This is a genomic window from Luteimonas campi, from assembly GCF_051162505.1.
Lineage (GTDB): Bacteria > Pseudomonadota > Gammaproteobacteria > Xanthomonadales > Xanthomonadaceae > Luteimonas.
The window spans coordinates 1-25,668 of record NZ_JBNWEM010000004.1 but is presented as its reverse complement, the minus strand read 5'-3'; the positions used below and the strand labels follow the sequence as shown (position 1 = coordinate 25,668).

Here is a 25,668-nt window from a genome sequence, read left to right as displayed (position 1 = left end):
CGGACCCGGGACTATCCCAGCAGACGACGGTAGATGGCCAGATACTCGCCGGCGTAGCGCTGCCGGCTGAACTGGTGGCGCGCGTGTTCGACGGCCTGCCGCGACAGTTCCCCACGATAGGCGGTGCTGGCGCTCAGTTGCTGCAGGACATCGGCCAGTGCGTCGGCCTCGGGCACCGGCGCCAGGCGGCCGGTACGGCGATCCAACACCACTTCCGGGATGCCGCCCACGCGTGCCGCAACCACGGGCACGCCGCAGGCCTGGGCCTCGGCCAGCACCAGGCCGAAGGCCTCGTCGCGCGCACCGTGCAGCAGTACGTCGAAGCCGGGAAACCAGTACTCGGGCTGCGGCTGGAAACCGCAGAAGTGGATGCGGTCGCCGAACTCGCCGTTGGCCAGCGTCCGCATCCGCGCTTCCTGCTCCGGATCGCCGCGCCCCAGTAGCAGCAGCCGCGCATCGCGCGTGGGCTGGCGGCGCATGAAATCCTGGAAGGCGCCGATGGCCAGGTCCACGCCCTTCTCGGGCCCGAAGTGACCGACGGTCCCGATCACGAGGGTGTCGTCGCCCGCGCCGATCTGGCGCCGCGTCCGCGCGCGCATCGCGGGGTCGGGCTTGAACCGCTCCAGATCGATGCCCAGCGGGATGCACGAGACCTTGGAGGCGCGCACGTAGTTGTGGCCGATGTAGTGTCTCAGCCGCTCCTGCGAGGCGGTGACCACCGCGCCGACCCGCAGGCCGACCAGCGCGTTGCGCAGGCGGTCGCGGAAGCGCGCGGTTTCCAGTCCGCGGGTGCGGTGGAAGCTCATCAGCAGTGCCGGCCCTCCGTGACCCATCGCCAGGGCGGCGGTCGCCTCGCTGGCGGCATCGTGCGCATGCACCACGTCGATCGCGTGCGCGCGGCAGTATTCGCGCAGCTGGCGCAGCGCGGCGAAGTCGAAGAGGCCGTGGCGGTCGAGGTTGAAGGTGCCGTCGAACAGCGCCCGTTCGGCCGCGTCCGATCCAAACGCATCCAGACAGCCCAGGTGACTGCCCACGCCGAATTCCCGCAAGCCCGATGCCAGTGCGGCGATCGCCTCGCGGCGTCCGCCATGGCTGTAGGACAGGGTGAGGTGCAGGACCTTCATGCGGGCCCCGGCATCGCGCTGCCCAGTGGCCGGATGCCACGCGGCCTTGCCGACGCGGCGCAGGCCGGGACGCCGCGCGACGCGGACCGACGGGCGATCGGCATCCGTCCCCGGGGCCGGCGCCCCGTTCTCGCATGCCGCCACGCCGGCGTCACGACCGGTCCAGTCCATCGACCATCAACATCGTCGGGTCCGGCGGCGAACCGGAAAAAGCTGCAGCAACGCTCATTCAGTGGATCCAGTGCTGGACGCCGTCGGCCTGCGGGCGGGGGGTTCCGTGCAGGCGCTGCGAACAGAGACAGAAACGCTGGACGGGCCTGCGATCGGCCATGCCGCGCGATGCCGGGTTCACGGTCCGCCGGGCGAGCGCCTGCGTGCGCTCGCATCGCGTGCCGGCGATCCCGCAGCCTCGCTGGCCGATTCCGGGCGCTCATGCCGTATCAGCCCGGGACCTTCTTCGCCAGTACCGCCGCCGCTGCGGCCGTTGCCGGCACGCAAACAGGATCGAATCGAGCCCGATGGATGCAGTGATCGAACATTCCCGCGCGAGCAGCGACATTCCGCGGCATTTCTACCGCGATGCGCCGCAGGATCCGCACCAGCGCAGGCGCCATCGCGCGGTGCTTTCGCTGCTGCGCGAGCTGCCGCAGGGGCGCGTGCTCGACTACGGCTTCGGCTGGGGCGACATCGCCTGGGCGGCGTCCAGGACCCATCCCGACATCCATGCCGTGGATGTCGAGCAGCGCCGGGTCGAGTTCGCCCGCCAGCAGTACGCACCGATCCCGTTCGACCGGTGCCGGCCGGACGGCGTCGATTTCGACGATGCCAGTTTCGACATCGTGCTGTCGATCGTGGTGCTGCCCTTCGTGCCGGACGACGAGGCCTACGTGGCCGAACTGCGCCGCGTGCTCAAGCCCGGCGGCCACCTGATCATCGCCACCAAGACCTCGCAGTTCCTGCCGCGCGTCTGGCGGCGCCTGAGCGGGCAGCGCGAGCGCGACCGCCATCCGACGCCGGGCATCCGCCATCACGACGCGGCGGACGCGGCCGCCCTGCTCGGCCGCCATGGTTTCACCATCCTGCGGCGCGAAGCGTTCTACGACCCGCCTTTCGAGGCGCGCCGCAACGCGGTGGATCTGGTCAATGGCGTGTTCGAGGTCGCAGGAAACGCGCTCGGGTTGATCGATCCGGCGCCCTATCCCCTGTTCCTCGCACGACGCGAAGACTGAGCGGCGCGGCAGCGGACGGGCCGCGCCGCAGGTGCCGCGTCAGTTCCGCGCGCGCTGGGTGGCGAACGGGTCGCGGCCCAACCAACGCACCCAGCGCTGCCAGAGCGCCACCACCGGCGGCGTGATCCGGACTTCCGCGGGCTGCGCGCGCAGCGCGGCCGCGGATGCGGCAGGCATCGCCGGTGTGGACGCTTCCATCGACGGACGGGACGCCGCGGCGGCCTGAGGCGCGGCGCCGGCCGCCGGCTGCGCCGGCGAAGCGCGGGCCGGGGTCAGGGGCTGCGCGCCGCTGCGGCGCAGGCGCGCACCGCCGCCGCCAGCAGCTTCCATGGCACCGATGTCGATGCGGGCACCTGGCACGCGCGCCACCTGCGCACCGATCGCCAGCCTGGCGCGCTGCGGCGGATCGAACTGCGGCAGCAGCAGCGGAGATGGGAACGGGAACGCCGAGGGCGACGGCGGCTGCGGATTACCGGCCGACACCAGCGGGCTGTTGGCCGTCGGGCGCAACTGCAGTTGGCCGATGTTGACCAGCCCTGGATCCGTTCCGCGCAAGGTGCCGGTCAACTCGGCCGGCACCAGCGCAGCCGAGGACTGGACCCAGTTGTTCGAGCCGGCGACCTTGCGCCCGCTGGTCCAGGGCTCGCGGCTGGTCGGTGCGCAATACGGGGTCTCGACCTCGGAGGCTTCATGCACGCGCAGGATGTTGGGTGCGGCGCCGGAGCCGGTCTGGAAGACCACGTTGTTGTGCATCTCCAGCGATTCCTGGCCCAGCTGGACGAGCACCGCGTTGGCGACCCCGGAGCGGTTGAACAGGATGGTGTTGTTGACCATGCGCAGGCGCCCCTGGCTGCGCCCGTTGAGGTCGCCACCAGTGCGGATCGCATTGCGCCACGAGGAGCTGTGCACGATGACGTTGCCGACCAGGTCGACGTCCTCGCGCCGCAGGTTCGGGGTCCAGCCCGACTGCTGGGTTTCGCAGTCCGGACCGATCAGTTCGAGTTCCTGGTAGGCCGAATTCTCGAACCAGTTGTAATAGATCAGCGCGCGCTCGTGCCGGTTCTTGAGCAGGCTGCCGCCGTTGCCGTCGTGCACGTAGTTGTAGCGCATCAGGAACACCGAACCCGGATACGCCACCTGGTCGGACTGCATGTAGATCGGATGGCGGTGCGTGCCCGAGCCGGAGTTGTACACCTCGCTGTACTCGAGCGTGAACGAACCGGAGTTGGTGTCCGCGCCGAGAATGCCGTGCGAGGGGCAATCGCGCACGATGGTGTCGCGCACGGTCACGTCGTGCGCCTCGCTGAAGATGCAGGACGAGGTGCCGCCACGCACGTCGAACCCCTCGAACACCACGTGGTTGGATTGCTGGAACTTGATCGTGTGCGAGCCGCCGCTCAGCACCGGCCGCGTCGATCCGACCGAACGGTTCCAGCGGAACGTCACCGGGTTGCCTGCCGCACCGCGATCGGCGCTGCGCACCACGATGTTGCCGTTGTAGGTGGCTCCGCCATCCACGAGGACGATATCGCCGGGGCCCAGGTCGACGCTGTCGACCAGGGTCGAAAGCTGGGTGTACTGGCGCCCCGAGGGCCCGACGGTGTAGGTCGCGGCCAGGGCGAAGGAAGGCATCGCCAGGCAGGCACAGGCAAGGGCGGCGCGGCACAGGGGACGAGGCATGCGTGAGAACTCCGGTGTGGAACGGGACCCCCTGTCCCGGGCCGCGTGACGGCCACAGTGCGCGCATCTTACCCCCCGGCCCAGGGGGCGAATCCTTCCGTCCGATGAACGCGCGCCGAAACGGGCAGTGCCTCGCAGTCGCGGTCGGACGCGCATCCCGATGCGAATGGAGCTGCTGCGGCACACGGCCGGTCCCAGGCCGGCGCCACGCGGCCCGTGCGCCGGCGTTCGACACCATCGTTCACACAACCCGGCAGCGCGGACACCGCTTGCCGATGATCAATCCGGCGTCCCGGGCCGTGACACGGCGCGATCCATTGCGCAGCCGTGCCGGCCGTCGCCCGGGCACAAAAAAACCGGCCATTGGCCGGTTGTTTTGGCGCGCCCGGAAGGATTCGAACCTCCGACCCCCAAGTTCGTAGCCTGGTGCTCTATCCAGCTGAGCTACGGGCGCGTTGCGCAGAAGCGGAATTATGAAGAGACGATGCAGGTCCGTCAACATTCCGATGTAACTGGCGGAGACTGAGGGATTCGAACCCTCGATGGAGCTTTTGACCCCATACTCCCTTAGCAGGGGAGCCCCTTCGGCCTCTCGGGCAAGTCTCCGGGTAGATCGCGTGCGACGACCAGGTCGCGCACGACAGGCCGCGAAGGATACCGGAGTCCCGGTCGCCGCCGCAAATCAGTTGCCGTCGGCGTCGGCCTCACGCGGCGAATCGGGCTCGTCGCCGCGGCGGATGCGCTGGTAGATCTCCTCGCGATGGACGGCAACGTCCTTCGGTGCGGTGATGCCGATGCGCACCTGGTTGCCTTTCACCCCGAGCACGGTGACGGTGACCGAATCGCCGATCATCAGGGTCTCGCCGACGCGGCGGGTCAGAATCAACATCTTGGAAATCTCCGTAGGCCGTTGGCCTGTGCCGAAACGCCCCCGGCCCGGGCGCACGCGCCTGCTGCCAACACACGTTTCAAACTGAACAAACGAGAAGGATGTCGGGGACTGGACGTCCGGTCAACCGACAGAGGTCATGGAGCAAATACTCAACATCAGCCCAGGCCCAGCCTGGTCGCAACCCAACCCGGCACCTCAGCCAACGCGGCAGTCAGTTCCGGACCATCGACACCACCGCCCTGCGCCATGTCCGGACGGCCACCACCCTTGCCGCCAGTGCGACCCGCGACGAATGCGACGAGTTCCCCGGCCTTGATCCGCCCGGCCGCCGCACCGGCCACGCCCGCGACCAGCGCCGCCCTGCCCTCGCTGGTACCGGCGAGCAGGATCACCGTGTCGCCCAGCTGCTGGCGCAAGCGGTCCAGCGCGTCGCGCAGCGCCTTGGCATCCAAACCTTCGATACGCGCGGCGAGCACCTTGATGCCGCCGACGTCGGCCGCCTGCGCGCCCAGATCGGCAGTCGCGCCGCTGGCCGCCTTGGCCTTGTACGCCTCGACCTCGCGCTCGAGCCTCTTCTGGCGCTCGAGCAGGCCGCGCAGCTTGTCGGCGATCTCGCCCGTGGTGCCGCCCAGCAGGCCTGCCGCCTCGCGCAGGCGACGCTCCTCGGCCAGCACGTGATCCAGCGCCGCCTGACCGGTCAACGCCTCGATCCGGCGCACGCCAGCCGAGACGCCACCTTCGGACACGAGCTTGAACAGGCCGATCTCGCCGGTGCGACCCACATGGGTGCCGCCGCACAGCTCGACCGACTCGCCCATCTTCACCACGCGCACGCGCTCGCCGTACTTCTCGCCGAACAGCGCGATCGCTCCGGCGTCCATCGCCTCCTGCATGCCCATCTCGTCGATGACGACCGCATGGTTGGCGCGCACCTCGAGATTGACCCGGCGCTCGATCTCCGCCAACGCCTCGCCGTCGACCGGCTGGAAATGCGAGAAGTCGAAGCGCAGGCGGTCGGGCGCGACCAGCGAGCCCTTTTGCGCCACGTGCGTGCCGAGCAGCCCGCGCAGCGCGCCATGCAGCAGATGCGTGGCGCTGTGGTTGAGCACGATGCTGCCGCGGCGCGCCTCGTCGACGCTGCCCGACAGCACGTCGCCACGGCGCAGGATGCCCGCCTGGAGGCGACCGACGTGGCCGAAAAACTGGCCGGCCAGCTTCTGCGTGTCGGCCACCGCGAAGCGCGTGTCCAGGCCGTGCAGCTCGCCGGTGTCGCCCACCTGGCCGCCGGACTCGCCGTAGAACGGCGTGGCGTCGAGGATCACGATGGCCTCGTCGCCGGCCTCGACCACATCGACCGGGCGTCCGCCCTTGAGCAGGGCCAGCACCGCCAGGCCCTCGGCCTGCAGGCGGTCGTAGCCCAGGAAACGGGTCGGCTGCAGTTGCGCCACCAGGTCGGCCGGCAGCTGCACGCCACCGCCGAACTTGCCAGCCGCGCGCGCGGTCTCGCGCTGCCTCTCCATCGCGGCGTCGAAGCCGGCGACGTCGACGGCCAGGCCGCGCTCGCGTGCGATGTCCTGGGTAAGGTCGAGCGGAAAGCCGTAGGTGTCGTACAGGCGGAAGGCATCGGCGCCGGGAATGCTGCCGCCGGATTTGGCCGCGACCTCGTCGAAGATCTTCATACCCGCGTCGAGCGTCTCGGCGAAGCGCTCCTCTTCGGCGAGCAGCGCCTTCTCGACCAGCTCGCGCCGGGCCTCGAGCTCGGGATAGGCCTCGCCCATCTGCCCCACCAGGGTGCCGACGAGACGGTGGAAGAACGGACCTCGCGTGCCCAGCATCCAGCCATGGCGCAGCGCGCGCCGGATGATCCGGCGCAGCACGTAGCCGCGTCCTTCGTTGGACGGCAGTACCCCGTCGACGATCAGGAACGAGCAGGCGCGGATGTGGTCGGCGATCACGCGCAGCGACTTGTTCTCGAGATCGGGCGTGCCGGTCAGCGCGGAAGCCTCGCGGATCAGCGCCTGAAACAGGTCGATCTCGTAATTGCTGTGCACGTGCTGCAGCACCGCGGCCAGGCGTTCCAGGCCCATGCCGGTGTCCACGCAGGGCGCGGGCAGCGGCACCAGGGTGCCGTCGGCCTGCTTGTCGAACTGCATGAACACCAGGTTCCAGATCTCGATGTAGCGGTCGCCATCCTCGTCGGGCGAACCCGGCGGGCCACCGAAGTGCGAGGGGCCGTGGTCGTAGAAGATCTCGGTGCAGGGGCCGCAGGGGCCGGTGTCGGCCATCTGCCAGAAATTGTCGGAGGCGTAGGGCGCGCCCTTGTTGTCGCCGATGCGGACGATGCGCTCGGCCGGCACGCCGATCACCTCATGCCACAGCGCGTAGGCCTCGTCGTCGGTGTGGTAGACGGTGACCAGCAGGCGATCGGCCGGCAGCTTCCACACCTGGGTCAGCAGTTCCCAGGCCCAGGCGATCGCTTCCTTCTTGAAGTAGTCGCCGAACGACCAGTTGCCCAGCATCTCGAAGAAGGTGTGGTGGCGCGCGGTGTAGCCCACCGAATCGAGGTCGTTGTGCTTGCCGCCGGCGCGCAGGCAGCGCTGCACGTCGGCCGCGCGCGGATTGGCGCGCTTCTCCGCGCCCAGGAACACGTCCTTGAACTGGACCATGCCCGAGTTGGTGAACAGCAGGGTCGGGTCGTTGGCCGGCACCAGCGGTGCCGAGGGCACGATCTCGTGACCCTTGCCGCGGAAGAAGTCGAGGAAGTCGCTGCGGATGCGCGCGGTGGTGTAGGGGCTGGACGTGGTCATGGCGTACTTGGGGACGGGCGGCGGCCTGAACCCGCCCGCGACACCTCGAAGAGGCACTTGGCCAGCGCAGACAACCCAGCAAAGACGCCAGATTAGCAAACCGGCCGGTACAAGTCGCCGCCGGCGCGGCACTTCGCCAGTTGCTCCCCGTTCCCGGGGCAGCACGGCATCCCGGCCGGGTCCCTCGGACCGCTACTGGTCCGGATCGTCGGGATCGAACCGGGTGGCCGTCCGGATGCGGCCGCTGTCGAAGCCGCGCCGCATCAGAAGTTCAGCAGCCTTGCGCCGCTGCGCGGGGTCCTGCGGACCGGCCTCGCCGAAGCGCCGCCGCACCAGGTCGCGGGCCACCTCGTCCCAGTCGCCCTCGAAACTGGCCATGGCCACGTCGACCGCCTCGCGGTCGAGCCCGTGCAGGCCCAGCTCGGCGCGGATGTGCAACGGCCCGTAGCCGCTCCCGGCACGGCTGCGCACCAGCGACGCGCCGAAACGCGCATCGTCCTGCCAGCCGGCGTCGGCCAGCTTGACGATCGCGGCCTGTGCCTCGTCCCGCTCCACGCCGCGGGCGGCGAGCTTGCGGGCCAGTTCCTTGCGCGAATGCTCACGCCGGGTCAGCAGCCCCAGCGCCCGCTGCACGGGCGTTGGCGGCTGTCGCGGCCTGCGGGGCCTGGGTGCGTGGTCGCTCATGTCGCGTGGGCAAGCCCATGCCCGCCGAGCGGCCTGGTTTCGGTGCGTTGGCCGAAGCCGGCCAGCAACGGCCTGGCGCGCGCGATGGCGTCCTGGACGGCGGGCAGCGCCAGCGACGCGCGGTGGCTGTCGGCGCTGTCCCAGACCTCGGTGATCCAGATGCCGTCTGGGTCGGCAGGGTCCTCGGCGACCACGTAGCTGCGGCATCCGGGCAGTGCGTCCACGCCCTCCAGCAGGATCGCCAGCAGCGCGTCGCGCTGGCCCGATTGCGCCCTGACATTCCCGATCAGACCGTACATTCCGCCTCCATGGGCCATCCCGGCCCTGGCATCCCGGCTCACCAGTCCCGGACAGGCAGCAGCCGCCAGCAGGGTGGCGGACGAAGCCAGTACGCCACGCCGGGTCAGCATCGCACGAGCCCCGCCCGGATCATGGCGCCGGCTCCGCCGCCGGCCACGCCGGAAACCCGCCCCCGTCGGGGGGCGGGCCACAAGAAATGGCCGTCCCTGGCCGCGAAGATCATCCGCTCAGGCATCGGCACCCGCATCGTCCTCGTCGCGCTTGGCGTCCGCGGGCTGGAACTTCTCGCGCAGTTCGGCTTCCAGCCGCTTCGCCACCTCGGGGTTCTCCTTGAGGTAGTTGCGCGCGTTCTCCTTGCCCTGGCCGATGCGCTCGCTGCCGTAGCTGTACCAGGCACCGGCCTTGTCCACGAGCTTGGCGTCCACGCCCATGTCGATCAGCTCGCCCTCGCGGCTGATGCCCTCGCCGTACAGGATCTCGGTGATGACCTGCTTGAACGGGGGCGCCATCTTGTTCTTGACCACCTTGATGCGGGTCTGGTTGCCGATGATCTCGTCGCCCTTCTTGATCGCGCCGATGCGGCGGATGTCCAGGCGCACCGAGGCATAGAACTTGAGCGCGTTGCCGCCGGTGGTGGTTTCCGGGCTCTGGCCCGGCATCATCACGCCGATCTTCATGCGCAGCTGGTTGATGAAGATCACCATGCAGTTGCTGCGCTTGATGTTGCCGGTGAGCTTGCGCAGCGCCTGGCTCATCAGGCGCGCCTGCAGGCCGGGGAGCTGGTCGCCCATCTCGCCCTCGATCTCGGCGCGCGGCGTGAGCGCGGCCACCGAGTCGACCACCACCACGTCGACCGCGTTGGAACGCACCAGCATGTCGGCGATCTCGAGTGCCTGCTCGCCCGTGTCGGGCTGCGAGACCAGCAGGTCGTCGATGTTGACGCCCAGCTTCTGCGCATAGGTCGGGTCGAGCGCGTGCTCGGCATCGATGAACGCGGCGGTGCCGCCGGCCTTCTGGCATTCGGCGATCGTCTGCAGGGTGAGCGTGGTCTTGCCCGAGGATTCCGGGCCGTAGATCTCGACCACGCGCCCCTTCGGCAGGCCGCCGATCCCCAGCGCCATATCCAGCATCAGCGAGCCGGTGCCGACCACCTCCGCCGGCTCGACGCTGCCGTCGCCCATGCGCATCACCGAGCCCTTGCCGAACTGCTTCTCGATCTGGCTCAGGGCGGCGGAAAGGGCGCGCTTCTTGTTCTCGTCCATCGTGGTGGTCCTTGTCATGTTGAATTCTTGTTGAGGGCATCCTTGCAGGTGCCCATCGCAGAAGCTGCGACGACGGCACCGGGATCGACACTAGCCGCCCGATCCAGCCCCGGATGCCGGGCCGCGCCCCTGGCGGCGGTGGGAAAACTCCGCGCCCGGCATCAGCGGTTCGGCCTGACCAGGCCGCAGTACAGGCCCTCGATGGCGAAGTCCTGGTCGGGCTGCACCTCGATCGGGGCGTAGTCGGGGTTGCGCGGCAGCAGGCGGATGCGGTCGCGGCCGATCTTGAGCAGCTTCACGGTGATCGCGTCGTCCACCCGCGCCACCACGATCTGCCCGCTGCGCGCGTCGGAAGTGCGGTGCACGCCGATCAGGTCGCCTTCGAAGATGCCCTCGTCGATCATCGAGTCGCCCTTGACCTTGAGCAGGTAGTCCGGGGCGGGCGAGAACAGCGCGCGGTCCATCAGCACCATCTGCTCGCTGCCGATGTCGGACCCGATCGGCAGGCCTGCGGCCACCTGGCCGAGCACGGGCAGATGCAGCGCGTCGTCGCCGGCCGCCGGCGGAACGGGCGCCGGCTCACCGACCGGCACTAGCACGCGGATGCCGCGCGCGCGGCCCGGCACGCGACCGATGGCGCCGGCCGCCTCCAGTGCCTCGAGGTGGTACTGCGCCGCGCGCACACTGCTGAAGCCGAAGGCGCGGGCGATCTCGGTCTGCGAGGGCGGAACGCCCTCGGCCTCGATCCGCTCGGCGATCAGCGCGAGGATGCCCTGCTGGGTGTCGGTGAGCTTCATGGTTAGTAGTAATACTACTAAACCCCGGCGCCGGCAACTCCTCCCGGCTAGCGCCCCCCGCGCCAGATCGAGAACACGATGTACACGCCGCCCAGCGCGGCCCCGACGAAGCCGACCGTGCCCAGCACCCGCAGGCCGGCGCTCGACACGCCGCCGGCGCTGTTGAGCACGATCGACGAGCCGACGATCAGCGCGGCGGTGATCACGCCCAGGGTCAGGCGGCTCACCGCGCGGTCGACCTGGTCGCCGAAGCCCTTGAGCGAGTCGACGTCGACGTGCACGCGCAGCTTGCCGCGCCGTGCCGCGCGCAGCAGCCGGTGCACGTCCTGGGGCATGTCGCGCAGCAGGTCGAACAGCCCGGCCAGCGCGCGGCGTCCACGCCGGGCCAGCACTGCGGGCGCGTAGCGCCGCAGCATCGCGCGTTCCAGGAACGGCTGCGCGGCGCTGGCCATGTCGAAGTCCGGGTCGAGCTGGCGCCCCATGCCCTCCAGGGTCAGGAAGGTCTTGATCATCAGCGCCAGGTCCGGCGGCAGCGTCAGGCCATGCCCGCGCAGGATCGCGGCCACGTCGCCCAGCATCCGCCCCATGCGCAGGTCCTTGAGCGGGACGCCCCGGTACTGGTCGACGAAGCGCTCCACCGATGCCTGCAGCCGGCTCTCGTCGATGTCGGGGTTGTCGCCGGTCCAGTCCACCAGCACTTCCGACACCGCGGCCGCATCCTGCCCGACCAGGCCGTGCAACAGGCGCACGATCTCGAAGCGCCGCTGCTCGGACACGTGCCCGACCATGCCGAAGTCGATCACCCCGATCGCCCCGCCCGGCAGGTAGAAGATGTTGCCCGGATGCGGATCGGCGTGGAAAAAGCCGTCTTCCAGCACCATCTTGAGCACCAGCGCGGCGCCGTTGCGCGCCAGCGCGCGCCGATCGAGTCCGGCCGCATCGACCGCGGCCAGGTTCCTGCCGGGGATGCCCTCCAGACGCTGCTGCACGTTGAGCCGCTCGCAGGTCCATTGCCAGTACACCGTCGGGACCACGATCCCCGCGTGACCCTCGAAATTGCGCGCGATGCGCTCGGCGTTGCGGCACTCGGCGGCGAAGTCCAGCTCGTTGCGCAGCGAGGCCGCGAACTGGCGCAACGTATCGGCCGGATGGAAGCGGCGCAGTTCCGGCATCTGCTTCTCGACGATCGCGGCCAGGTGCGCGAGCAGGCGCAGGTCGGCCTCGACCACATCGCGGATTCCCGGCCGGCGCACCTTGAGGATCACCGGCGTGCCGTCGGCCAGGGTGGCGCGATGCGCCTGCGCCAGCGAAGCCGCCGCCATCGGCGTGTGCTCGAGGCTGGCGAACACCGCATCGGGATCGGCACCGAGATCCTCGGTGAGCTGCGGGCGCACGCGTTCGAAATCCACCGGCGGCACCGCGTTCTGCAGCTCCGCCAGTTCTTCGATCCAGCGCGGCGGCAGCAGGTCCACGCGCGTGGCCAGCACCTGGCCCAACTTGACGAAGGTGGGCCCCAGTTCCTGCAGCGCGGCGCGCACACGGGCCGGCGCCTCCAGCTGCAGCAGGCCTTCCTCCGCCGCCTGCCAGTGCACCAGGCGCCCTGCCCGCTCGAGCGCCCCCGCCAGGCCGACGCGCCGCACCATGTCGCCGAAGCCGTAGCGCACCAGGACCCGGGCGATTTCCTGCAGGCGACCGAGGTCGCGGACCGTGCCCAGCGCCTCCCACATCACCGCGCCCTTCCCTCGCGTGACCGGCACATCACGCCAGCACGCCCTCGATGCCGCGGAGCGCGGCGGCGACCGTCTGCCTGCGTACCGACTCGCGGTCGCCGTCGAACTGGAACAGCAGCGCGCGCGCATAGCCGCCGCGCCGCTTCCATGCGATCCAGACCGTGCCCACGGGCTTGTCGGCACTGCCGCCGCCGGGGCCCGCGATGCCGGTCACCGCCACCGCGACCGACGCCCCCGAATGCACCAGCGCGCCGGACACCATCTCGATCGCAGTCTCGCGGCTGACCGCACCATGCACTTCCAGCGTCTGCGGCGACACGCCCAGCAGCGCCTGCTTGGCCTCGTAGCTGTAGGCGGCCATGCCGCAATCGAACCAGTCCGAGGAGCCGGCGATGTCGGTCACCACCTTGGCGATCCAGCCGCCGGTGCAGCTCTCCGCGGTCACCAGCATGTGGTGGGCGTCGCGCAGGCGTTCGCCGACGCCGGTGGCGAGCTGGCGCAGGTCGTCGTCGGAACAGGCTTGGTCGGACATCGGCACAGACTGCAGGATCGGGCTGCCTTTTTACTCCAATCCGCGCGCGACCGCAGGCGGCATGCGCCTGCTGTGGATCGCAGCCGACCGCGCGCCGCGAGCCGCGAACGCGGCTGCCGGCCGCAGCTGTCCCCCCAGGCCGGGCGCGCCCTTCTATGCACGCCACCTGCCAAATTTGCGATCCACATGATCGCGGGGCCCGCGCACGCGCCAGCCTGCCCCAAAATCAAAGCCCCGCATGCGCGGGGCTTTGCTCGCCTCATTGTGCAGACATCAGCGCCCGAGATCGAACCGGTCGAGTTCCATCACCTTGTGCCAGGCCGCGACGAAGTCATTGACGAACTTCTCCTGGCCGTCCTCGCTGGCATAGACCTCGGCCAGCGCGCGCAGCACCGAATGGGAGCCGAACACGAGGTCGATGCGGGTACCGGTCCAGGTCTTCTCGCCGCTGGCGCGGTCGCGCGCTTCAAACAGGTCGGCGGCCTTCGAGGTCGCCTTCCACTCGTTGCGCATGTCCAGCAGGTTGCGGAAGAAGTCGTTGCCGAGCACGCCGGGGCGGTCGGTGAGGACGCCATGCGCGCTGCCGCCATGGTTGGCGCCCAGCACACGCAGGCCACCCACCAGCGCGGTCATCTCCGGTGCGGTCAGGGTGAGCTGCTGCGCCTTGTCGATCAGCAGGTGTTCGGCCGGTACCGACGAGGCGCCCTTGACGTAGTTGCGGAAGCCATCGGCGAAAGGTTCCATCACCGAGAACGACTCGACATCCGTCTGGTCCTGGCGCGCATCGGTGCGGCCCGGCGAGAACGGCACGCTGAGTTCGATGCCCGCCGCCTTCGCGGCCTGCTCGATGCCCACCCCGCCGGCCAGCACGATCAGATCGGCCAACGACACCTGCTTGCCACCCGCGGCGTCGAGATTGAACTCCATCTGCACGCGCTGCAGCGCCTTGAGCACCTTGTCCAGCTGCTCGGGCTGGTTGACCGCCCAGTCCTTCTGCGGCGCGAAGCGGATGCGCGCACCGTTGGCGCCGCCACGCTTGTCGCCGCCACGGAAGGTCGAGGCCGAGGCCCAGGCGGTGGAGACGAGTTCGGCCACCGACAGTCCGGTCGCGGCGATCTTCTGCTGCAGCGTCGCGATGTCGGCCGCCTCGACCAGGGGATGGTCGACCGCGGGCACCGGGTCCTGCCACACCAGCTCCTCCTTCGGCACTTCCGGACCGAGGTAGCGCGAGCGCGGTCCCATGTCGCGGTGGGTGAGCTTGAACCAGGCGCGGGCGAACGCTTCGGCGAAGGCCTGCGGATTTTCGAGGAAACGCTTCGAAATCGGGCCGTAGATCGGGTCGAAGCGCAGCGCCAGGTCGGTGGTGAGCATGCGCGGGCGATGCTTCTTCGAGGGGTCGTGCGCGTCGGGGATCACCTCGCCCGCATCCTTGGCCACCCACTGGTGGGCGCCCGCCGGCGACTTCTCGAGTTCCCATTCGAAGCCGAACAGGTTCTCGAAGAAATGGTTGCTCCACTGCGCCGGCGTCTGGGTCCAGGTGACCTCCAGGCCGGAGGTGATGGTGTCGCCCGCCTTGCCGGTGCCGTAACGGTTGTGCCAGCCCAGCCCGTGCGCGTCCAGGTCGGTCGCCTCGGGCTCGGGACCGACATTGTCGGCCGGGCCGGCGCCGTGGGTCTTGCCGAAGGTGTGGCCGCCGGCGATCAGCGCCACGGTCTCCTCGTCGTCCATCGCCATGCGCGCGAAGGTGTCGCGGATGTCGAGCGCGGCCAGCAGCGGATCGGGGTTGCCGTCCGGGCCTTCCGGGTTCACGTAGATCAGGCCCATCTGCACCGCGGCCAGCGGGTTCTCCAGCCGGCGCGTGTGCACCTTGCCGTCGGCATCGTCGTCGGACACCAGCACGCCTTCGTCGGCCGGCTTCTCGACGCCTTCCGACCCGCGTGCATAGCGCTCGTCGCCGCCCAGCCACGTGGTCTCGCGGCCCCAGTACACGTCCTGGTCGGGTTCCCAGGTGTCCTCGCGGCCCGCGCCGAAGCCGAAGGTACGGAAGCCCATCGTCTCCAGCGCGACGTTGCCGGTGAGGATCATCAGGTCGGCCCAGGAGATCTTCTGGCCGTACTTCTGCTTGATCGGCCACAGCAGGCGCCGCGCCTTGTCCAGGTTGACGTTGTCCGGCCAGCTGTTGAGCGGCGCGAAGCGCTGCTGCCCGCGCCCGCCGCCGCCGCGGCCGTCCTGGACGCGATAGGTGCCGGCGCTATGCCAGGCCATGCGGATGAACAGGCCGCCGTAGTGGCCGAAGTCGGCCGGCCACCAGTCCTGCGAGTCGGTCATCAGCTTGCGCAGGTCGGCCTTGAGGGCGTGGAAATCGAGCTTGCCGAACTCGGTGGCGTAATCGAACGCCGGGGCCAGCGGGTTGGAGCGCTCGGAGTGCTGGTTGAGCAGGTCCAGGCGCAGCTGCTGGGGCCACCAGTCGCGATTGCCGGTGCCGCCGGTCGCGGCGGAATGGAACGGACACTTGGACTCGGACATGCTGGGCGTCTCCCCGGGCTGGTGTGGCGGTGAGCGGTCAAGATAGTGGGCCGCTGACACTTGAGGAAATCGAATGATGTGAAGGAGGCGATAGTCAGAACCTATCGCCATGCCTTCTGATGCATCGCGTCAATCGTGGCTCAGCACGCGCCGCCGGCCGCCTGGCCCGACGCCCAGGCCCACTGGAAGTTGTACCCGCCCAGCCAGCCGGTCACGTCCACCACCTCGCCGATGAAGAACAGGCCCGGCACGTGGCGCGACATCATGGTGGCCGAAGAGAGGCCATCGGTCGCGACGCCGCCCAGCGTCACCTCCGCCGTACGATAGCCCTCGGTGCCGCTGGCGGCGATCCGCCAGTCGGCCAGCGCGGCGGCCACCTGCTGCAGCTCCCGGGCGGTGTACTGCTTCATCGGCCGGCTCGGCAGCCAGTGCTCGCACAGGCGCTGCGCGAACCGCCGCGGCAGCACCTCGCCCAGCACGGTCCGCAGTTCGGCGGCGCCGCGTTCGCGCTGCTGCTGCGCCAGCCAGGCGGCCGCATCGCGACCGGGCAGCAGGTCGAGGCTGAGCGCCTCCCCCGGCTGCCAGTAGGACGAGATCTGCAGGATGGCCGGTCCGCTGAGCCCGCGGTGGGTGATCAGCATCTGGTTGCGGAAAGCCGCGCCCCCGCAGTGGGCCTCGACCTCGAACGACAGGCCCGACAGATCCTGCAGCCGCTCCAGCGGCTTGCCGCTGAGCGTCAGCGGCACCAGCCCGGCGCGGGTGGCGAGGACCTCGTGGCCGAACTGTCGCGCGACCTGGTAGCCGAAGCCGCTCGCGCCCATGCTCGGGATCGACAGCCCCCCGGTCGCCACGACCAGCGACTCGCACTCCACCGTCCCGAGTACGGTGCGCAGACGGAAGTGGCGCTCGCCGGCGCGTTCGATGCGTTCGACGGCGCAATGCGTCCGCACCTGTGCGTCGACGGCGGCGGCCTCGTCGAGCAGCATGCGCACGATCAGTTTCGAGGACTCGTCGCAGAACAGCTGCCCGAGTTCCTTCTCGTGCCAGGCGATGCCGTGGGCATCGACCATGGCGATGAATTCGGCCGGCGTGTAGCGCGCCAGCGCGGACTTGCAGAAATGCGGATTGGCCGAGAGATAGTTCTGCGGCGTGGTGCCGGTGTTGGTGAAGTTGCAGCGGCCGCCGCCGGACATCAGGATCTTCTTGCCGACCTTGTTGGCGTGGTCGAGCACCAGCACGCGGCGACCGCGCGCGCCGGCGGCGATCGCGCACATCAGGCCGGCGGCGCCGGCGCCGATCACCACCACATCGGCATCGGCGGGCAGCGATGCGCTCACGCCATCAGGCGCCGGACGTGACACCGGTTGCAGGCCGCTGCGGCCCGGCGCGACGCCACCACGCCAGCAATCAGCGCTTGCCGCCCAGCAGGCCGCCGCCGATCTTCAGCAGGTCGCCCAGGCCGAGCTGGCCGTCGCCGTCCTGGTCGAGCACCGCGCCGAGCAGACCGCCGCCCAGGCCTCCCTGCTGGCGCACCTGCTGCTGCTCCTGGCCGAGGATCGAGCCGAGCAACTGCGCACTCGCATCGCCCTGCGCCAGCGCACCCTCTCCCCTGTTCTGGAACAGCTGTCGCGCCAGGAACGCGAGTACGATGGGCGCCAGCATCTTCATCAGCTGGCCGGCCTTGTCGTTGCCCAGACCGGTTGCCTGTCCCAGGCCCGCTTCCGCACGCGGAAGCTGGCCGCCGAGCACGTGGCCGAGGATGCCGGACCCGTTGGTCTGGCGCGACTGCGCGCCACCGAGCACCGCGCCCAGCAGCCCGCCCAGGTCGCCAGCGCCGGAAAAGTCCTTCTGCAGCGCGCCGAACAGGGCGTCGGCGCCCTGCGGCTGGCTGGCGTTGCGTCCCAGGGCGCCAAGCAGCAGCGGCAGCGCGGCGCTGACCGCGCCGGCGGTCTGCGCCTGCCCCACCCCCAGCTGCTGCGCGATCTGCTGCAGCGGCGCGCCCTGGAGTTGCTGGAACAACTGGTCGGTCAAGGAACTGGACACGGCAGGCCTCCTGCGATCGCGCACGACGCGCGGATGGTTACTGTAGCGCCTTGAGCCGATACAGCGCTTCCAGCGCCTGCTTCGGGGTCAGCTCGTCCGGGTCGATCGAGGCCAGCGCCTCGAGCGCCGCGGAAGATGGCGAGAACAGCCCGAACTGCTGCGGCTGGTCGATGCGCGCCGCCGACATCGGCGCCGCCGCGCCCGCGTCGTGTCCACGCTGCTCGAGTTCGGCCAGGCGCGCACGGGCATCGCGGATCACGCCCTTCGGCAGGCCGGCCAGCGCGGCCACCTGCAGGCCGAAGCTGCGGTTGGCCGGGCCGTCCTTGACCGCATGCATGAACACCAGGGTCTCGTTGCCGCGGCCGTCGTGGTGTTCCACCGCGTCCAGGTGCACGTTGGCGATCCCGCTGCCCGGCGTGGCCAGCGCGGTCAGCTCGAAATAATGCGTGGCGAACAACGTGTAGCTGCGGTTGATCGCGGCCAGGTGGCGCGCGCAGGCCTCGGCCAGGGCCAGACCGTCGTAGGTGGAGGTGCCGCGGCCGATCTCGTCCATCAGCACCAGCGACTGCGCGGTGGCGTGGTGCAGGATGTAGCTGGTCTCGGCCATCTCGACCATGAAGGTCGACTGGCCCTTGGCCAGGTCGTCGCCTGCGCCGATGCGGGTGAGGATGCGGTCGATCGGGCCGATCTCCGCGCGCGAGGCGGGCACGAAGCTGCCGATGTGCGCCAGCAGCACGATCAGCGCGTTCTGCCGCATGTAGGTGCTCTTGCCGCCCATGTTCGGGCCGGTGATCACCAGCATGCGGCGGCCGTTCCCGTCCGGATCGCACTCGAGCATGAGGTCGTTGGGCTCGAAGGGCGCGTCGCGTACCGCTTCCACCACCGGATGGCGACCGCGCTCGATGCACAGGCCCGGCTCCGATCGCAGCAGCGGCCGCGACCAGTCCAGCGCCTGCGCGCGTTCGGCGAAGGCGGCCAGCACGTCGAGCTCGCTGAGCGCGGCCGCGCACTGGCGCAGCGGCTCGAGCCGCGCGCCCAGCGCGTCGAGCAGTTGTTCGTACAGCAGGCGCTCGCGCGCCAGCGCGCGTTCCCGCGCCGACAGCACCTTGTCCTCGAACGCCTTCAGTTCCTCGGTGATGTAGCGCTCGGCGTTAGTCAGCGTCTGCCGGCGGGTGTAGTGCCCCGGCGCCCTGCCCGCCTGCGCCTTGCTGACCTCGATGTAATAGCCGTGCACGCGGTTGTAGCCCACCTTGAGCGTGGCGATCCCGGTGGCGTCCTTCTCGCGCGCCTCGAGGTCGACCAGGAACTGGTCGGCGTGGGTACTGAGCCGGCGCAGCTCGTCGAGCTCGGCGTCGTACCCTTCGGCGAACACGCCGCCATCGCGCGCCAGCACCGGCGGCTGTTCGACCAGTGCCTGCGCCAGCAGCGTCGCCTCCGCATCGTGTTCGCCGAGCTGGTCGGACAGCGCGCGCAGGCGCGGCGCATCCAGCGGCGCCAGCAGTTCGCGCAGCGCGGGCAGCATCGCCAGGCCATCGCGCAGCGTCGACAGGTCGCGCGGGCGCGCCGAGCGCAGCGCGATCCGCGACAGGATGCGCTCCAGGTCGCCCAGCGCGCGGAAGCGCTCGCGCAGCGCGTCCTCGCAGCGATGGTGGATGAGGGTGGCGACGGCATCGTGGCGCAGGCGCACGGTGTCCTGCTCGCGCAACGGCCGGTGCAGCCAGCGCCGCAGCAGGCGACCGCCCATCGGCGACACCGTGCTGTCGAGCACGCCGAGCAGGGTGTGGCGGGTGTCGCCGTCGACGCGCGTGTCCAGTTCGAGGTGGCGGCGCGTGGCGGCGTTCATCGCGATCGCGCCATCGCCGCTCTCCACCGCGATCGAGGTCAGGTGCGGCAGGCGCTGCTTCTGGGTCTCCTCCACGTAGCCCAGCAGCGCGCCGGCCGCGGCGATCGCCAGCGGCCGATCCTCGATGCCGAAGCCGGTGAGATCGTGCAGGCCGAAGAAGCGCAGCAGCTGGCGACGCCCGCTCTCGGCATCGAACAGCCACGGCGGACGCCGACGCAGGCCGCTGCGCTCGTGCAGCGAGGCCGGCCAGCCGTCCTCGTCGGGCAACAGCAGTTCGGCCGGATCCAGCCGCGCGAGTTCGGCTTCAAGCTGGTCCTGGTTGGCCACCTCGTTGACCAGGAACCGGCCCGCCGACAGGTCCGCCCAGGCCAGCCCGTAGCCCGACTTGCCGCGTACCAGCGCCAGCAGCAGGGTGTCGCGTCGCTCGTTGAGCAGAGCCTCGTCGGTGACCGTGCCCGGGGTGACGATGCGCACCACCTTGCGCTCGACCAGACCCTTGCTGGCGGCCGGATCGCCGATCTGCTCGCAGATCGCCACCGATTCGCCCAGCGCCACCAGCCGTGCCAGGTAGCCTTCCGCGGAATGATGCGGCACGCCGGCCATCGGAATCGGCTGCCCGCCCGAGCTGCCGCGCTGGGTCAGGGTGATGTCCAGAAGACGCGCGGCCTTGCGTGCGTCGTCGTGGAACAGTTCGTAGAAATCCCCCATCCGGAAGAACAGCAGCACGTCCGGATGCTCCGCCTTGGCGGCGAAGTACTGTTTCATGAGCGGGGTGTGTTCGGGGGACTTGTCCAGCGTCATTCGATCCGGGGCGGGACGCGCGACGGCGCGTCGGCCCGGGATTGTAGCCGCCCGGGCGACGCGCTCCATCCCCGGCACCGCCCGGGGCGCGGGCGTTCCCGCGCAGCGCACGTGCCCGGGTCCACCGGCCTGCGCGGTGCGGGCACAGGCCCCAGGTCGCTGGCGCGCATGTGGCCTCGCGTGCATCTTCAACCTGCGCCGCAGCTGGGCGCCTGTGGACCGGTGAATGGGCCGGCCATTAGGGCGGCCGCGTGGCGACCGGTGCGCCGCGCTGCAGCGTGCATCCCCCTGCCGCCCATTGCGGTTCGGCGTGCGCGCAAGGGTTTCGTCATCGCCCGCTTTCGCGTGCGCGGGTGTCCGGCCTGCGGCAGTGCACAACCCGAGACGGCCAACAGCCGCTTCCACCGGCCCTGAGCCGCTGGGAACAGGCCCCTGCGATGGCCCGCCATACGGAATGGGATGGGCTGCTTCCCAAATTCGCCAGTTATGTTAGGTTTTTGTTCGCTCCAGGCTTTTCCGGGCACCGGCCGGTCCCCCACGCAGGCCGGTCGCCCGAGGTCCGCCCCGCGGCTACGGGCGGACGCGCATCGTTGTCGCAGCACCCGCTTCGCGTCACCGCATCGCCATTCATCACTTTGGGGGAGTCTCATGGCACCAGGCCGTCCGCAGCGCAGCACACTCGCCATCGCACTTTTCACAGCGATCGTTTCCATGGCCGCCCCGGCGGTCGCCCAGGAACCTGCGCCGACGGAGGAGACCAGGACCCTGGCGACCCTCACCGTCACCGCGCAGAAGCGCGAGGAAGCGCTGCAGGATGTGCCGATCTCGGTCACCGCGCTGGACGAACAGTTGCTGCAGGACTCCAGCGTCCGCGACATCAAGGACATGCAGATCCTCGTGCCCGGCCTGACCGTCACCAGTACCCAGAACGAGGCGATCACCACCGCCCGCATCCGCGGCATCGGCACGGTCGGCGACAACGTCGGCCTGGAGTCCTCGGTCGGCGTGGTGATCGACGGCGTCTACCGGCCGCGCAACAGCGTCGGCTTCGGCGATCTCGGCCAGCTGGAGCGCATCGAGGTGCTCAAGGGTCCGCAGGGCACCGTGTTCGGCAAGAACACGTCGGCCGGCGTGATCAACGTGGTCACCCGCCGACCCAGCTACACGCAGAGTGCCGAGGCCGAGATCACCGCCGGCAACTACGGCGCGGTGGGCGTGGCGGGCAGCTACAACGACAGCTTCAGCGACCAGGCCGCCTTCAGCATCTACGCCGCCAAGCGCAAGCGCGACGGCTGGATGGATGTGGAGCGTGGCAACGGCCCGCGTGTCGAGGACGAGGACTACGACCAGAACTTCCACACCGTACGCGGCAAGCTGCTGTTCGAACCGTCCGAGAACCTGGAAATCCTGCTCTCGGGCGACTTCACCAGCCGCGAGGAGAACTGCTGCACCGCCGTGCAGACCACGGTCGGCGGCACCGCCCCGATCCTCAACGCGCTGGCCGGCGGCCAGGCCGTGGCGGCACCGGGCGACGACCCGTTCGACCGGGTCGCCTACAGCAACCGCCCCACCACCCAGGACATCAAGGAAAGCGGCGTCTCGGCCGAGGTCAACTGGGATATTGGCGGCCTGGGCGGCGCCACCCTCACCTCGATCACCGCTTCGCGCGAGTGGGAGGCGATCAACGGCCTCGATTACGACTTCAGTACCGCGGACCTCCTGTACCGCAACCCGACGGAAGACGAGTCGTATACCGGCTTCGAGACCTTCAGCCAGGAGCTGCGCCTGACCGGCTCGACCGAGCGCGTGGACTGGATGGTCGGCATGTTCTATTCCGACGAGGACCTGACGCGCAACGAGAGCTACCGCGTCGGCCCGCACTATGAGCCCTACGTCTCGACGCTGGTCTACACGCTGGTGGGACAGGGCCTGGCCGCGGCCGGCATCCCGCTCGACAACCCGATGAACATCCCGCCGGCCGCGTTCCTGTCGCAGGTGGGCGGCACGCCCTACGGCACCGGATTCACCGGCCTCGGCGCGCTCGACCGCTACCAGCAGAACGCCAAGAGCCTGGCGCTGTTCACCAACAACACCTGGCGCGCCACCGATGCGCTCGACATCACCCTCGGCCTTCGCTACACGCGTGAGGACAAGGAGCTGACCTCCGATTACAGCAATCCGAACGGCAGCCTGGCCTGTACCGGTGCGCTCACCGACCAGAATCCGCTCCACCCGGCGCGCTATGCCCGGCTGCGCGCGGCGCTCAGCTCGCGCAGCAGCGCATTCGCCGGCCTACCCACGGCGGTGCAGAACGCGATCATGGCCGGGACGCCCGGCAACCCGGGCGTCGGCGCCCAGATCGCCGGCTACATGTGCCTGCCCTGGGCCAACGCGTTGCACAACGCGCCCGGCCGCGACACCTTCCAGGAAAGCGAGGAGAAGGAGTGGTCGGGCACGCTGAAGGCGGCCTACCGCTGGAACGACAGCGTCATGACCTACCTGTCGGCGGCGCGCGGCTACAAGGGCGGCGGCTTCAACCTCGACCGGGTGCAGTCGGCCGACGGCGATTCGGCCAGCGGCGCGGGCATCACGCCGGTGCTGGACACCTCCTTCGACGGCGAGTTCGTCGACAGCTACGAACTGGGCGCCAAGACCACCTGGATGGACGGCTCGCTGCTGCTCAACGCCACCGTCTTCCACCAGGAATACGAGGACTTCCAGCTCAACAGCTTCCTGGGCACCAGCTTCGTGGTGCGCTCGATCCCGAAGGTGACCTCCAAGGGCCTGGATGCGGAGATGCTGTGGCAGCCTCAGGCGGTGCCCGGCCTGATGCTGCAGGGTGGCCTGATGTACGCCGATACCGAGTTCGGCGACGACATCCCGGGCGTCGACTTCCAGCAGCGTACGCCGCTCAGCGCATCGGGCGCGCTGTACAAGCTGCCCGGCGCGACGATGCCATTCGCACCCGAGTGGTCGGGTTCGATGGCGGTGACCTACGAGTGGGATTTCAGCAACGCAATGGTCGGCCGCTTCAACATCGGCGCGAAGTACATGGGCGACTACAACACTGGTTCGGACCTGGACGTCGAGAAGCACCAGTCGTCCTACACCGTGGTCAACGCCCGGTTCGGCATCGGTGCCGAAGACAGCCGCTGGATGGTGGAGCTGTGGGGCACCAACATCACCGACACCGAGTATCTGCAGGTCGGATTCGATGCGCCGCTGCAGGGGCTGTTCCCGGATCCGGGCAACCCGCTCAACACCTTCAACGCCTTCCCCGCCGCACCGCGGATGTACGGCGTGACGCTCCGCGTTCGTTACTGAGCCGGCCGCCGGTCGGAAAGCCCGCGCATCGCAGGATGCGCGGGCTTTTTTTCTGGCCCTTCGTGACAGCTCGATCAGGCTGCCCACAGACCGGAGAAGCGCCCCTCCTGGACGGTGGCGCCGGCGCGGGCCGGACGCGAATTGTCAGCTCGCGTCGATGTCGCCCAGCGCGCGGATCAGGCGGCGCGCCCGCTTGTCGGGCCGCGTCTCGGGGGCGCGATAGCCGGTCCGCTCGGCCCGGGCGAGTTCGCGGGCGGCTTCGCGCGCCGTCCGCGACGCTTCCGTCTCCGCGTACAGCGCCTGCGCCCGCGTCGCCGGCCCGCGCATGTCCGACAGCCGACGGACCTCGATCACGAAGGTCTCGCCGCTGCGCTCGATGCGCATCGCATCGCCCGGCCGCACGGCGCGCGAGGGCTTGGCGCGCTGGCCGCCGACCTCCACCTTGCCGGTTTCGACCGCCTGCTTGGCCAGCGCGCGCGTGCGGTAGAACCGCGCGGCCCAGAGCCACACATCGAGCCGCACGGCATGCATCGCGGATGCTGCTTCTGTCATGGAGATCGATCCTGGGGCCGGGGACGTGCCGGTGGCGTCGACATCGGGGCCCCGTGGCGGCCGGCTCCGGTCTTCGGCTGGCGCCAATGCGCACCCGCCGGCAAAGGCTGGCCAACGCCCGGGGGCCCGCAACACGGGCCTGAAACGCGAACGGCCGCCCTGCGGCGGCCGTTGCGGTGACCCGGAGGCCCTGCCTTACTCGGCAGCGGCAGCCGCGGCCGCAGCCTTGGCCTTGGCGTGCGCGGACAGGTCTTCCTTGATGCGCGCCTTCTTGCCTTCCAGGCCACGCAGGTAGTACAGCTTGCCGGCGCGGACCTTGCCGCGGCGCTTCACCTCGACCGAGTCGATGGTGGCGCTGTGGGTCTGGAACACGCGCTCCACGCCGTAGCCGTGCGAGATCTTGCGCACGGTGAACGAGGAGTTGAGGCCGGCGTTCTTCTTGCCGATGACCACGCCTTCGTAGGCCTGGACGCGCTCGCGGTTGCCTTCCTTCACCTTCACGTTGACGACGACGGTGTCGCCGGGGCCGAAGTCGGGCAGCTGGCGCTGCACCTGTTCGGTTTCGAACTGCTGCAGCAGGGTGTTCAGGGACGGCTTGGTGGTCATGGCGGGATCTCGGTGGAGCCTGTTGGAGTCGTTGTAGGCGCGGTGCACGTGGACGCGCGCTCTTGGCTGGCTGCCCGCTCTGGCGGGTCAGCCGCGCATTATAGCCGCATCAGCCGGCCCAGGCCAGCACCCGGTCAGTCGGGCGGCTGGCTGTCCAGCCAGCGGCGTTCGGCGGCATCCAGCCCGGCGGCCTCCAGCAGGTCCGGGCGGCGGGCGCGGGTGCGCAGCAGCGATTGGCGCCGGCGCCAGCGCGCGATTTCGGCATGGTTGCCCGACAGCAGCACCTCCGGCACGGTGCCCAGCGCGTGCTCGACCGGACGGGTGTAGTGCGGACAGTCCAGCAACCCGTCGGCCTCGAAACTGTCCTGGGCGGCGGATCCGGCGTCGTTCAGCGCGCCGTCCTGCAGCCGGGCCACCGCGTCGATGACCACGGCCGCGGCCAGTTCGCCGCCGGACAGGACGTAGTCGCCGATCGACAGTTCCTCGTCGACCTCCGCCGCCACCAGCCGCTCGTCCACGCCCTCGTAGCGCCCGCACAGCAGCATCAGGCGCTCGCGGCCGGCCAGCTCGCGCACCAGCGCCTGGGTCAGCTGGCGGCCCTGCGGGCTGAGGTAGATCAGCCGCGCCGGCGCCGGATCGGCCGCGCGCGCGGCGCGGATCGCGGCGCGCAGCGGATCGATCAGCATCACCATGCCCGGCCCGCCGCCGAAGGGGCGGTCATCGACCCGGCGGTAGTTGCCCTCGGCATAGCCGCGCGGATTCCAGCCGTGGATCGACACCAGGCCTCGCTCCTGCGCCCGGCCGACCACACCGAACCCCGCGCATTGCGCGACGAATTCGGGGAACAGGCTGATCAGGTCGATGCGCATAGGGGCCGGGATTCGGGATTCGGGATTCGGGATTCGGGATTCGGGATTCGGGATTCGGGATTCGGGA

19 protein-coding genes and 2 tRNA genes are annotated in these 25,668 nt (G+C 70.0%); 2 read left to right on the top strand and 19 right to left on the bottom strand.

Going from position 1 to position 25,668, the window contains the following annotated elements:
- Positions 1–11 precede the first annotated feature (11 nt).
- On the bottom strand, positions 12–1,124 hold the full coding sequence (locus ACQYVW_RS12715; RefSeq protein ID WP_434947238.1) for a glycosyltransferase family 4 protein: 1,113 nt from the start codon (positions 1,122–1,124) through the stop codon (positions 12–14).
- 527 nt (positions 1,125–1,651) lie between these two features.
- On the opposite strand from ACQYVW_RS12715, the gene ACQYVW_RS12710 reads away from it, so the two are divergent.
- Positions 1,652–2,353, top strand: a complete 702-nt coding sequence (locus tag ACQYVW_RS12710; protein WP_434947237.1) for a class I SAM-dependent methyltransferase — start codon at positions 1,652–1,654, stop codon at positions 2,351–2,353.
- Positions 2,354–2,392: 39 nt separating this feature from the next.
- Here ACQYVW_RS12710 and ACQYVW_RS12705 read toward each other — a convergent pair whose 3' ends face one another.
- The 15 genes from ACQYVW_RS12705 to mutS all read right to left on the bottom strand — a co-directional run bounded on the left by ACQYVW_RS12705 (position 2,393) and on the right by mutS (position 20,250).
- Positions 2,393–4,033 (bottom strand): right-handed parallel beta-helix repeat-containing protein, encoded by a 1,641-nt coding sequence (locus ACQYVW_RS12705; RefSeq protein ID WP_434947236.1) that lies wholly within the window; start codon positions 4,031–4,033, stop codon positions 2,393–2,395.
- 377 nt (positions 4,034–4,410) lie between these two features.
- A tRNA-Arg gene (locus ACQYVW_RS12700) sits at positions 4,411–4,487 on the bottom strand.
- 59 nt (positions 4,488–4,546) lie between these two features.
- Positions 4,547–4,639, bottom strand: a tRNA-Ser gene (locus ACQYVW_RS12695).
- A gap of 76 nt (positions 4,640–4,715) precedes the next feature.
- Positions 4,716–4,922, bottom strand: coding sequence for a carbon storage regulator CsrA (csrA, locus tag ACQYVW_RS12690; protein ID WP_434932389.1), 207 nt, complete (start codon positions 4,920–4,922; stop codon positions 4,716–4,718).
- A gap of 158 nt (positions 4,923–5,080) precedes the next feature.
- A complete protein-coding gene (gene alaS / locus ACQYVW_RS12685; protein ID WP_434947235.1) occupies positions 5,081–7,732 on the bottom strand; it encodes an alanine--tRNA ligase in 2,652 nt (883 codons plus the stop codon).
- 192 nt (positions 7,733–7,924) lie between these two features.
- Positions 7,925–8,416, bottom strand: a complete 492-nt coding sequence (gene recX, locus ACQYVW_RS12680; protein WP_434932387.1) for a recombination regulator RecX — start codon at positions 8,414–8,416, stop codon at positions 7,925–7,927.
- A complete protein-coding gene (locus ACQYVW_RS12675; protein WP_434932386.1) occupies positions 8,413–8,715 on the bottom strand; it encodes a putative quinol monooxygenase in 303 nt (100 codons plus the stop codon). Before ACQYVW_RS12675 ends, recX begins: the two co-directional genes overlap by 4 nt.
- Before the next feature lie 228 nt (positions 8,716–8,943).
- On the bottom strand, positions 8,944–9,978 hold the full coding sequence (recA, locus tag ACQYVW_RS12670) for a recombinase RecA (protein WP_434932399.1): 1,035 nt from the start codon (positions 9,976–9,978) through the stop codon (positions 8,944–8,946).
- Between the two features lie 161 nt (positions 9,979–10,139).
- Positions 10,140–10,775 carry a transcriptional repressor LexA gene (gene lexA / locus ACQYVW_RS12665; protein ID WP_434932384.1) on the bottom strand — a complete coding sequence of 212 codons (636 nt, stop codon included), beginning with the start codon at positions 10,773–10,775 and terminating at the stop codon, positions 10,140–10,142.
- Positions 10,776–10,822: 47 nt separating this feature from the next.
- A complete protein-coding gene (locus ACQYVW_RS12660; protein WP_434947234.1) occupies positions 10,823–12,502 on the bottom strand; it encodes an ABC1 kinase family protein in 1,680 nt (559 codons plus the stop codon).
- A gap of 31 nt (positions 12,503–12,533) precedes the next feature.
- A complete protein-coding gene (locus ACQYVW_RS12655) occupies positions 12,534–13,037 on the bottom strand; it encodes a CinA family protein (protein ID WP_434947233.1) in 504 nt (167 codons plus the stop codon).
- 273 nt (positions 13,038–13,310) lie between these two features.
- Entirely contained in the window at positions 13,311–15,563 is a 2,253-nt protein-coding gene (gene katG / locus ACQYVW_RS12650) for a catalase/peroxidase HPI (protein WP_434947232.1), read from the bottom strand.
- A gap of 140 nt (positions 15,564–15,703) precedes the next feature.
- Positions 15,704–16,900, bottom strand: coding sequence for a BaiN/RdsA family NAD(P)/FAD-dependent oxidoreductase (locus ACQYVW_RS12645; RefSeq protein WP_434947231.1), 1,197 nt, complete (start codon positions 16,898–16,900; stop codon positions 15,704–15,706).
- A gap of 70 nt (positions 16,901–16,970) precedes the next feature.
- Complete coding sequence (locus ACQYVW_RS12640; protein WP_434947230.1) at positions 16,971–17,606, bottom strand: DUF937 domain-containing protein; 636 nt, start codon at positions 17,604–17,606, stop codon at positions 16,971–16,973.
- Positions 17,607–17,643: 37 nt separating this feature from the next.
- Entirely contained in the window at positions 17,644–20,250 is a 2,607-nt protein-coding gene (gene mutS / locus ACQYVW_RS12635) for a DNA mismatch repair protein MutS (RefSeq protein WP_434947229.1), read from the bottom strand.
- A gap of 711 nt (positions 20,251–20,961) precedes the next feature.
- Here mutS and ACQYVW_RS12630 point away from each other — a divergent pair.
- On the top strand, positions 20,962–23,574 hold the full coding sequence (locus tag ACQYVW_RS12630; RefSeq protein WP_434947228.1) for a TonB-dependent receptor: 2,613 nt from the start codon (positions 20,962–20,964) through the stop codon (positions 23,572–23,574).
- Between the two features lie 144 nt (positions 23,575–23,718).
- On the opposite strand, the gene ACQYVW_RS12625 is transcribed toward ACQYVW_RS12630, so the two are convergent.
- The 3 genes from ACQYVW_RS12625 to trmD form a co-directional block, all read right to left on the bottom strand.
- The gene (locus tag ACQYVW_RS12625) at positions 23,719–24,126 is read right to left on the bottom strand and encodes an RNA-binding S4 domain-containing protein (RefSeq protein ID WP_434947226.1); all 408 of its coding nucleotides are present in this window, start codon (positions 24,124–24,126) and stop codon (positions 23,719–23,721) included.
- A 195-nt stretch (positions 24,127–24,321) separates the two neighbouring features.
- Positions 24,322–24,732, bottom strand: a complete 411-nt coding sequence (gene rplS / locus ACQYVW_RS12620) for a 50S ribosomal protein L19 (RefSeq protein ID WP_434932376.1) — start codon at positions 24,730–24,732, stop codon at positions 24,322–24,324.
- A 134-nt stretch (positions 24,733–24,866) separates the two neighbouring features.
- A complete protein-coding gene (gene trmD, locus ACQYVW_RS12615; RefSeq protein ID WP_434947225.1) occupies positions 24,867–25,601 on the bottom strand; it encodes a tRNA (guanosine(37)-N1)-methyltransferase TrmD in 735 nt (244 codons plus the stop codon).
- Between the last annotated feature and the right edge of the window lie 67 nt (positions 25,602–25,668).

What these genes read in the sequence shown, in the direction of transcription:
- recX (WP_434932387.1), bottom strand. Translation starts at nt 8,416, where the DNA reads ATGAGCGACCACGCACCCAGGCCCCGCAGGCCGCGACAGCCGCCAACG.
- ACQYVW_RS12715 (WP_434947238.1), bottom strand. Translation starts at nt 1,124, where the DNA reads ATGAAGGTCCTGCACCTCACCCTGTCCTACAGCCATGGCGGACGCCGC.
- ACQYVW_RS12655 (WP_434947233.1), bottom strand. Translation starts at nt 13,037, where the DNA reads ATGTCCGACCAAGCCTGTTCCGACGACGACCTGCGCCAGCTCGCCACC.
- ACQYVW_RS12675 (WP_434932386.1), bottom strand. Translation starts at nt 8,715, where the DNA reads ATGTACGGTCTGATCGGGAATGTCAGGGCGCAATCGGGCCAGCGCGAC.
- trmD (WP_434947225.1), bottom strand. Translation starts at nt 25,601, where the DNA reads ATGCGCATCGACCTGATCAGCCTGTTCCCCGAATTCGTCGCGCAATGC.
- ACQYVW_RS12660 (WP_434947234.1), bottom strand. Translation starts at nt 12,502, where the DNA reads ATGTGGGAGGCGCTGGGCACGGTCCGCGACCTCGGTCGCCTGCAGGAA.
- mutS (WP_434947229.1), bottom strand. Translation starts at nt 20,250, where the DNA reads ATGACGCTGGACAAGTCCCCCGAACACACCCCGCTCATGAAACAGTAC.
- ACQYVW_RS12625 (WP_434947226.1), bottom strand. Translation starts at nt 24,126, where the DNA reads ATGACAGAAGCAGCATCCGCGATGCATGCCGTGCGGCTCGATGTGTGG.
- ACQYVW_RS12630 (WP_434947228.1), top strand. Translation starts at nt 20,962, where the DNA reads ATGGCCGCCCCGGCGGTCGCCCAGGAACCTGCGCCGACGGAGGAGACC.
- katG (WP_434947232.1), bottom strand. Translation starts at nt 15,563, where the DNA reads ATGTCCGAGTCCAAGTGTCCGTTCCATTCCGCCGCGACCGGCGGCACC.
- lexA (WP_434932384.1), bottom strand. Translation starts at nt 10,775, where the DNA reads ATGAAGCTCACCGACACCCAGCAGGGCATCCTCGCGCTGATCGCCGAG.
- csrA (WP_434932389.1), bottom strand. Translation starts at nt 4,922, where the DNA reads ATGTTGATTCTGACCCGCCGCGTCGGCGAGACCCTGATGATCGGCGAT.
- recA (WP_434932399.1), bottom strand. Translation starts at nt 9,978, where the DNA reads ATGGACGAGAACAAGAAGCGCGCCCTTTCCGCCGCCCTGAGCCAGATC.
- alaS (WP_434947235.1), bottom strand. Translation starts at nt 7,732, where the DNA reads ATGACCACGTCCAGCCCCTACACCACCGCGCGCATCCGCAGCGACTTC.
- rplS (WP_434932376.1), bottom strand. Translation starts at nt 24,732, where the DNA reads ATGACCACCAAGCCGTCCCTGAACACCCTGCTGCAGCAGTTCGAAACC.
- ACQYVW_RS12705 (WP_434947236.1), bottom strand. Translation starts at nt 4,033, where the DNA reads ATGCCTCGTCCCCTGTGCCGCGCCGCCCTTGCCTGTGCCTGCCTGGCG.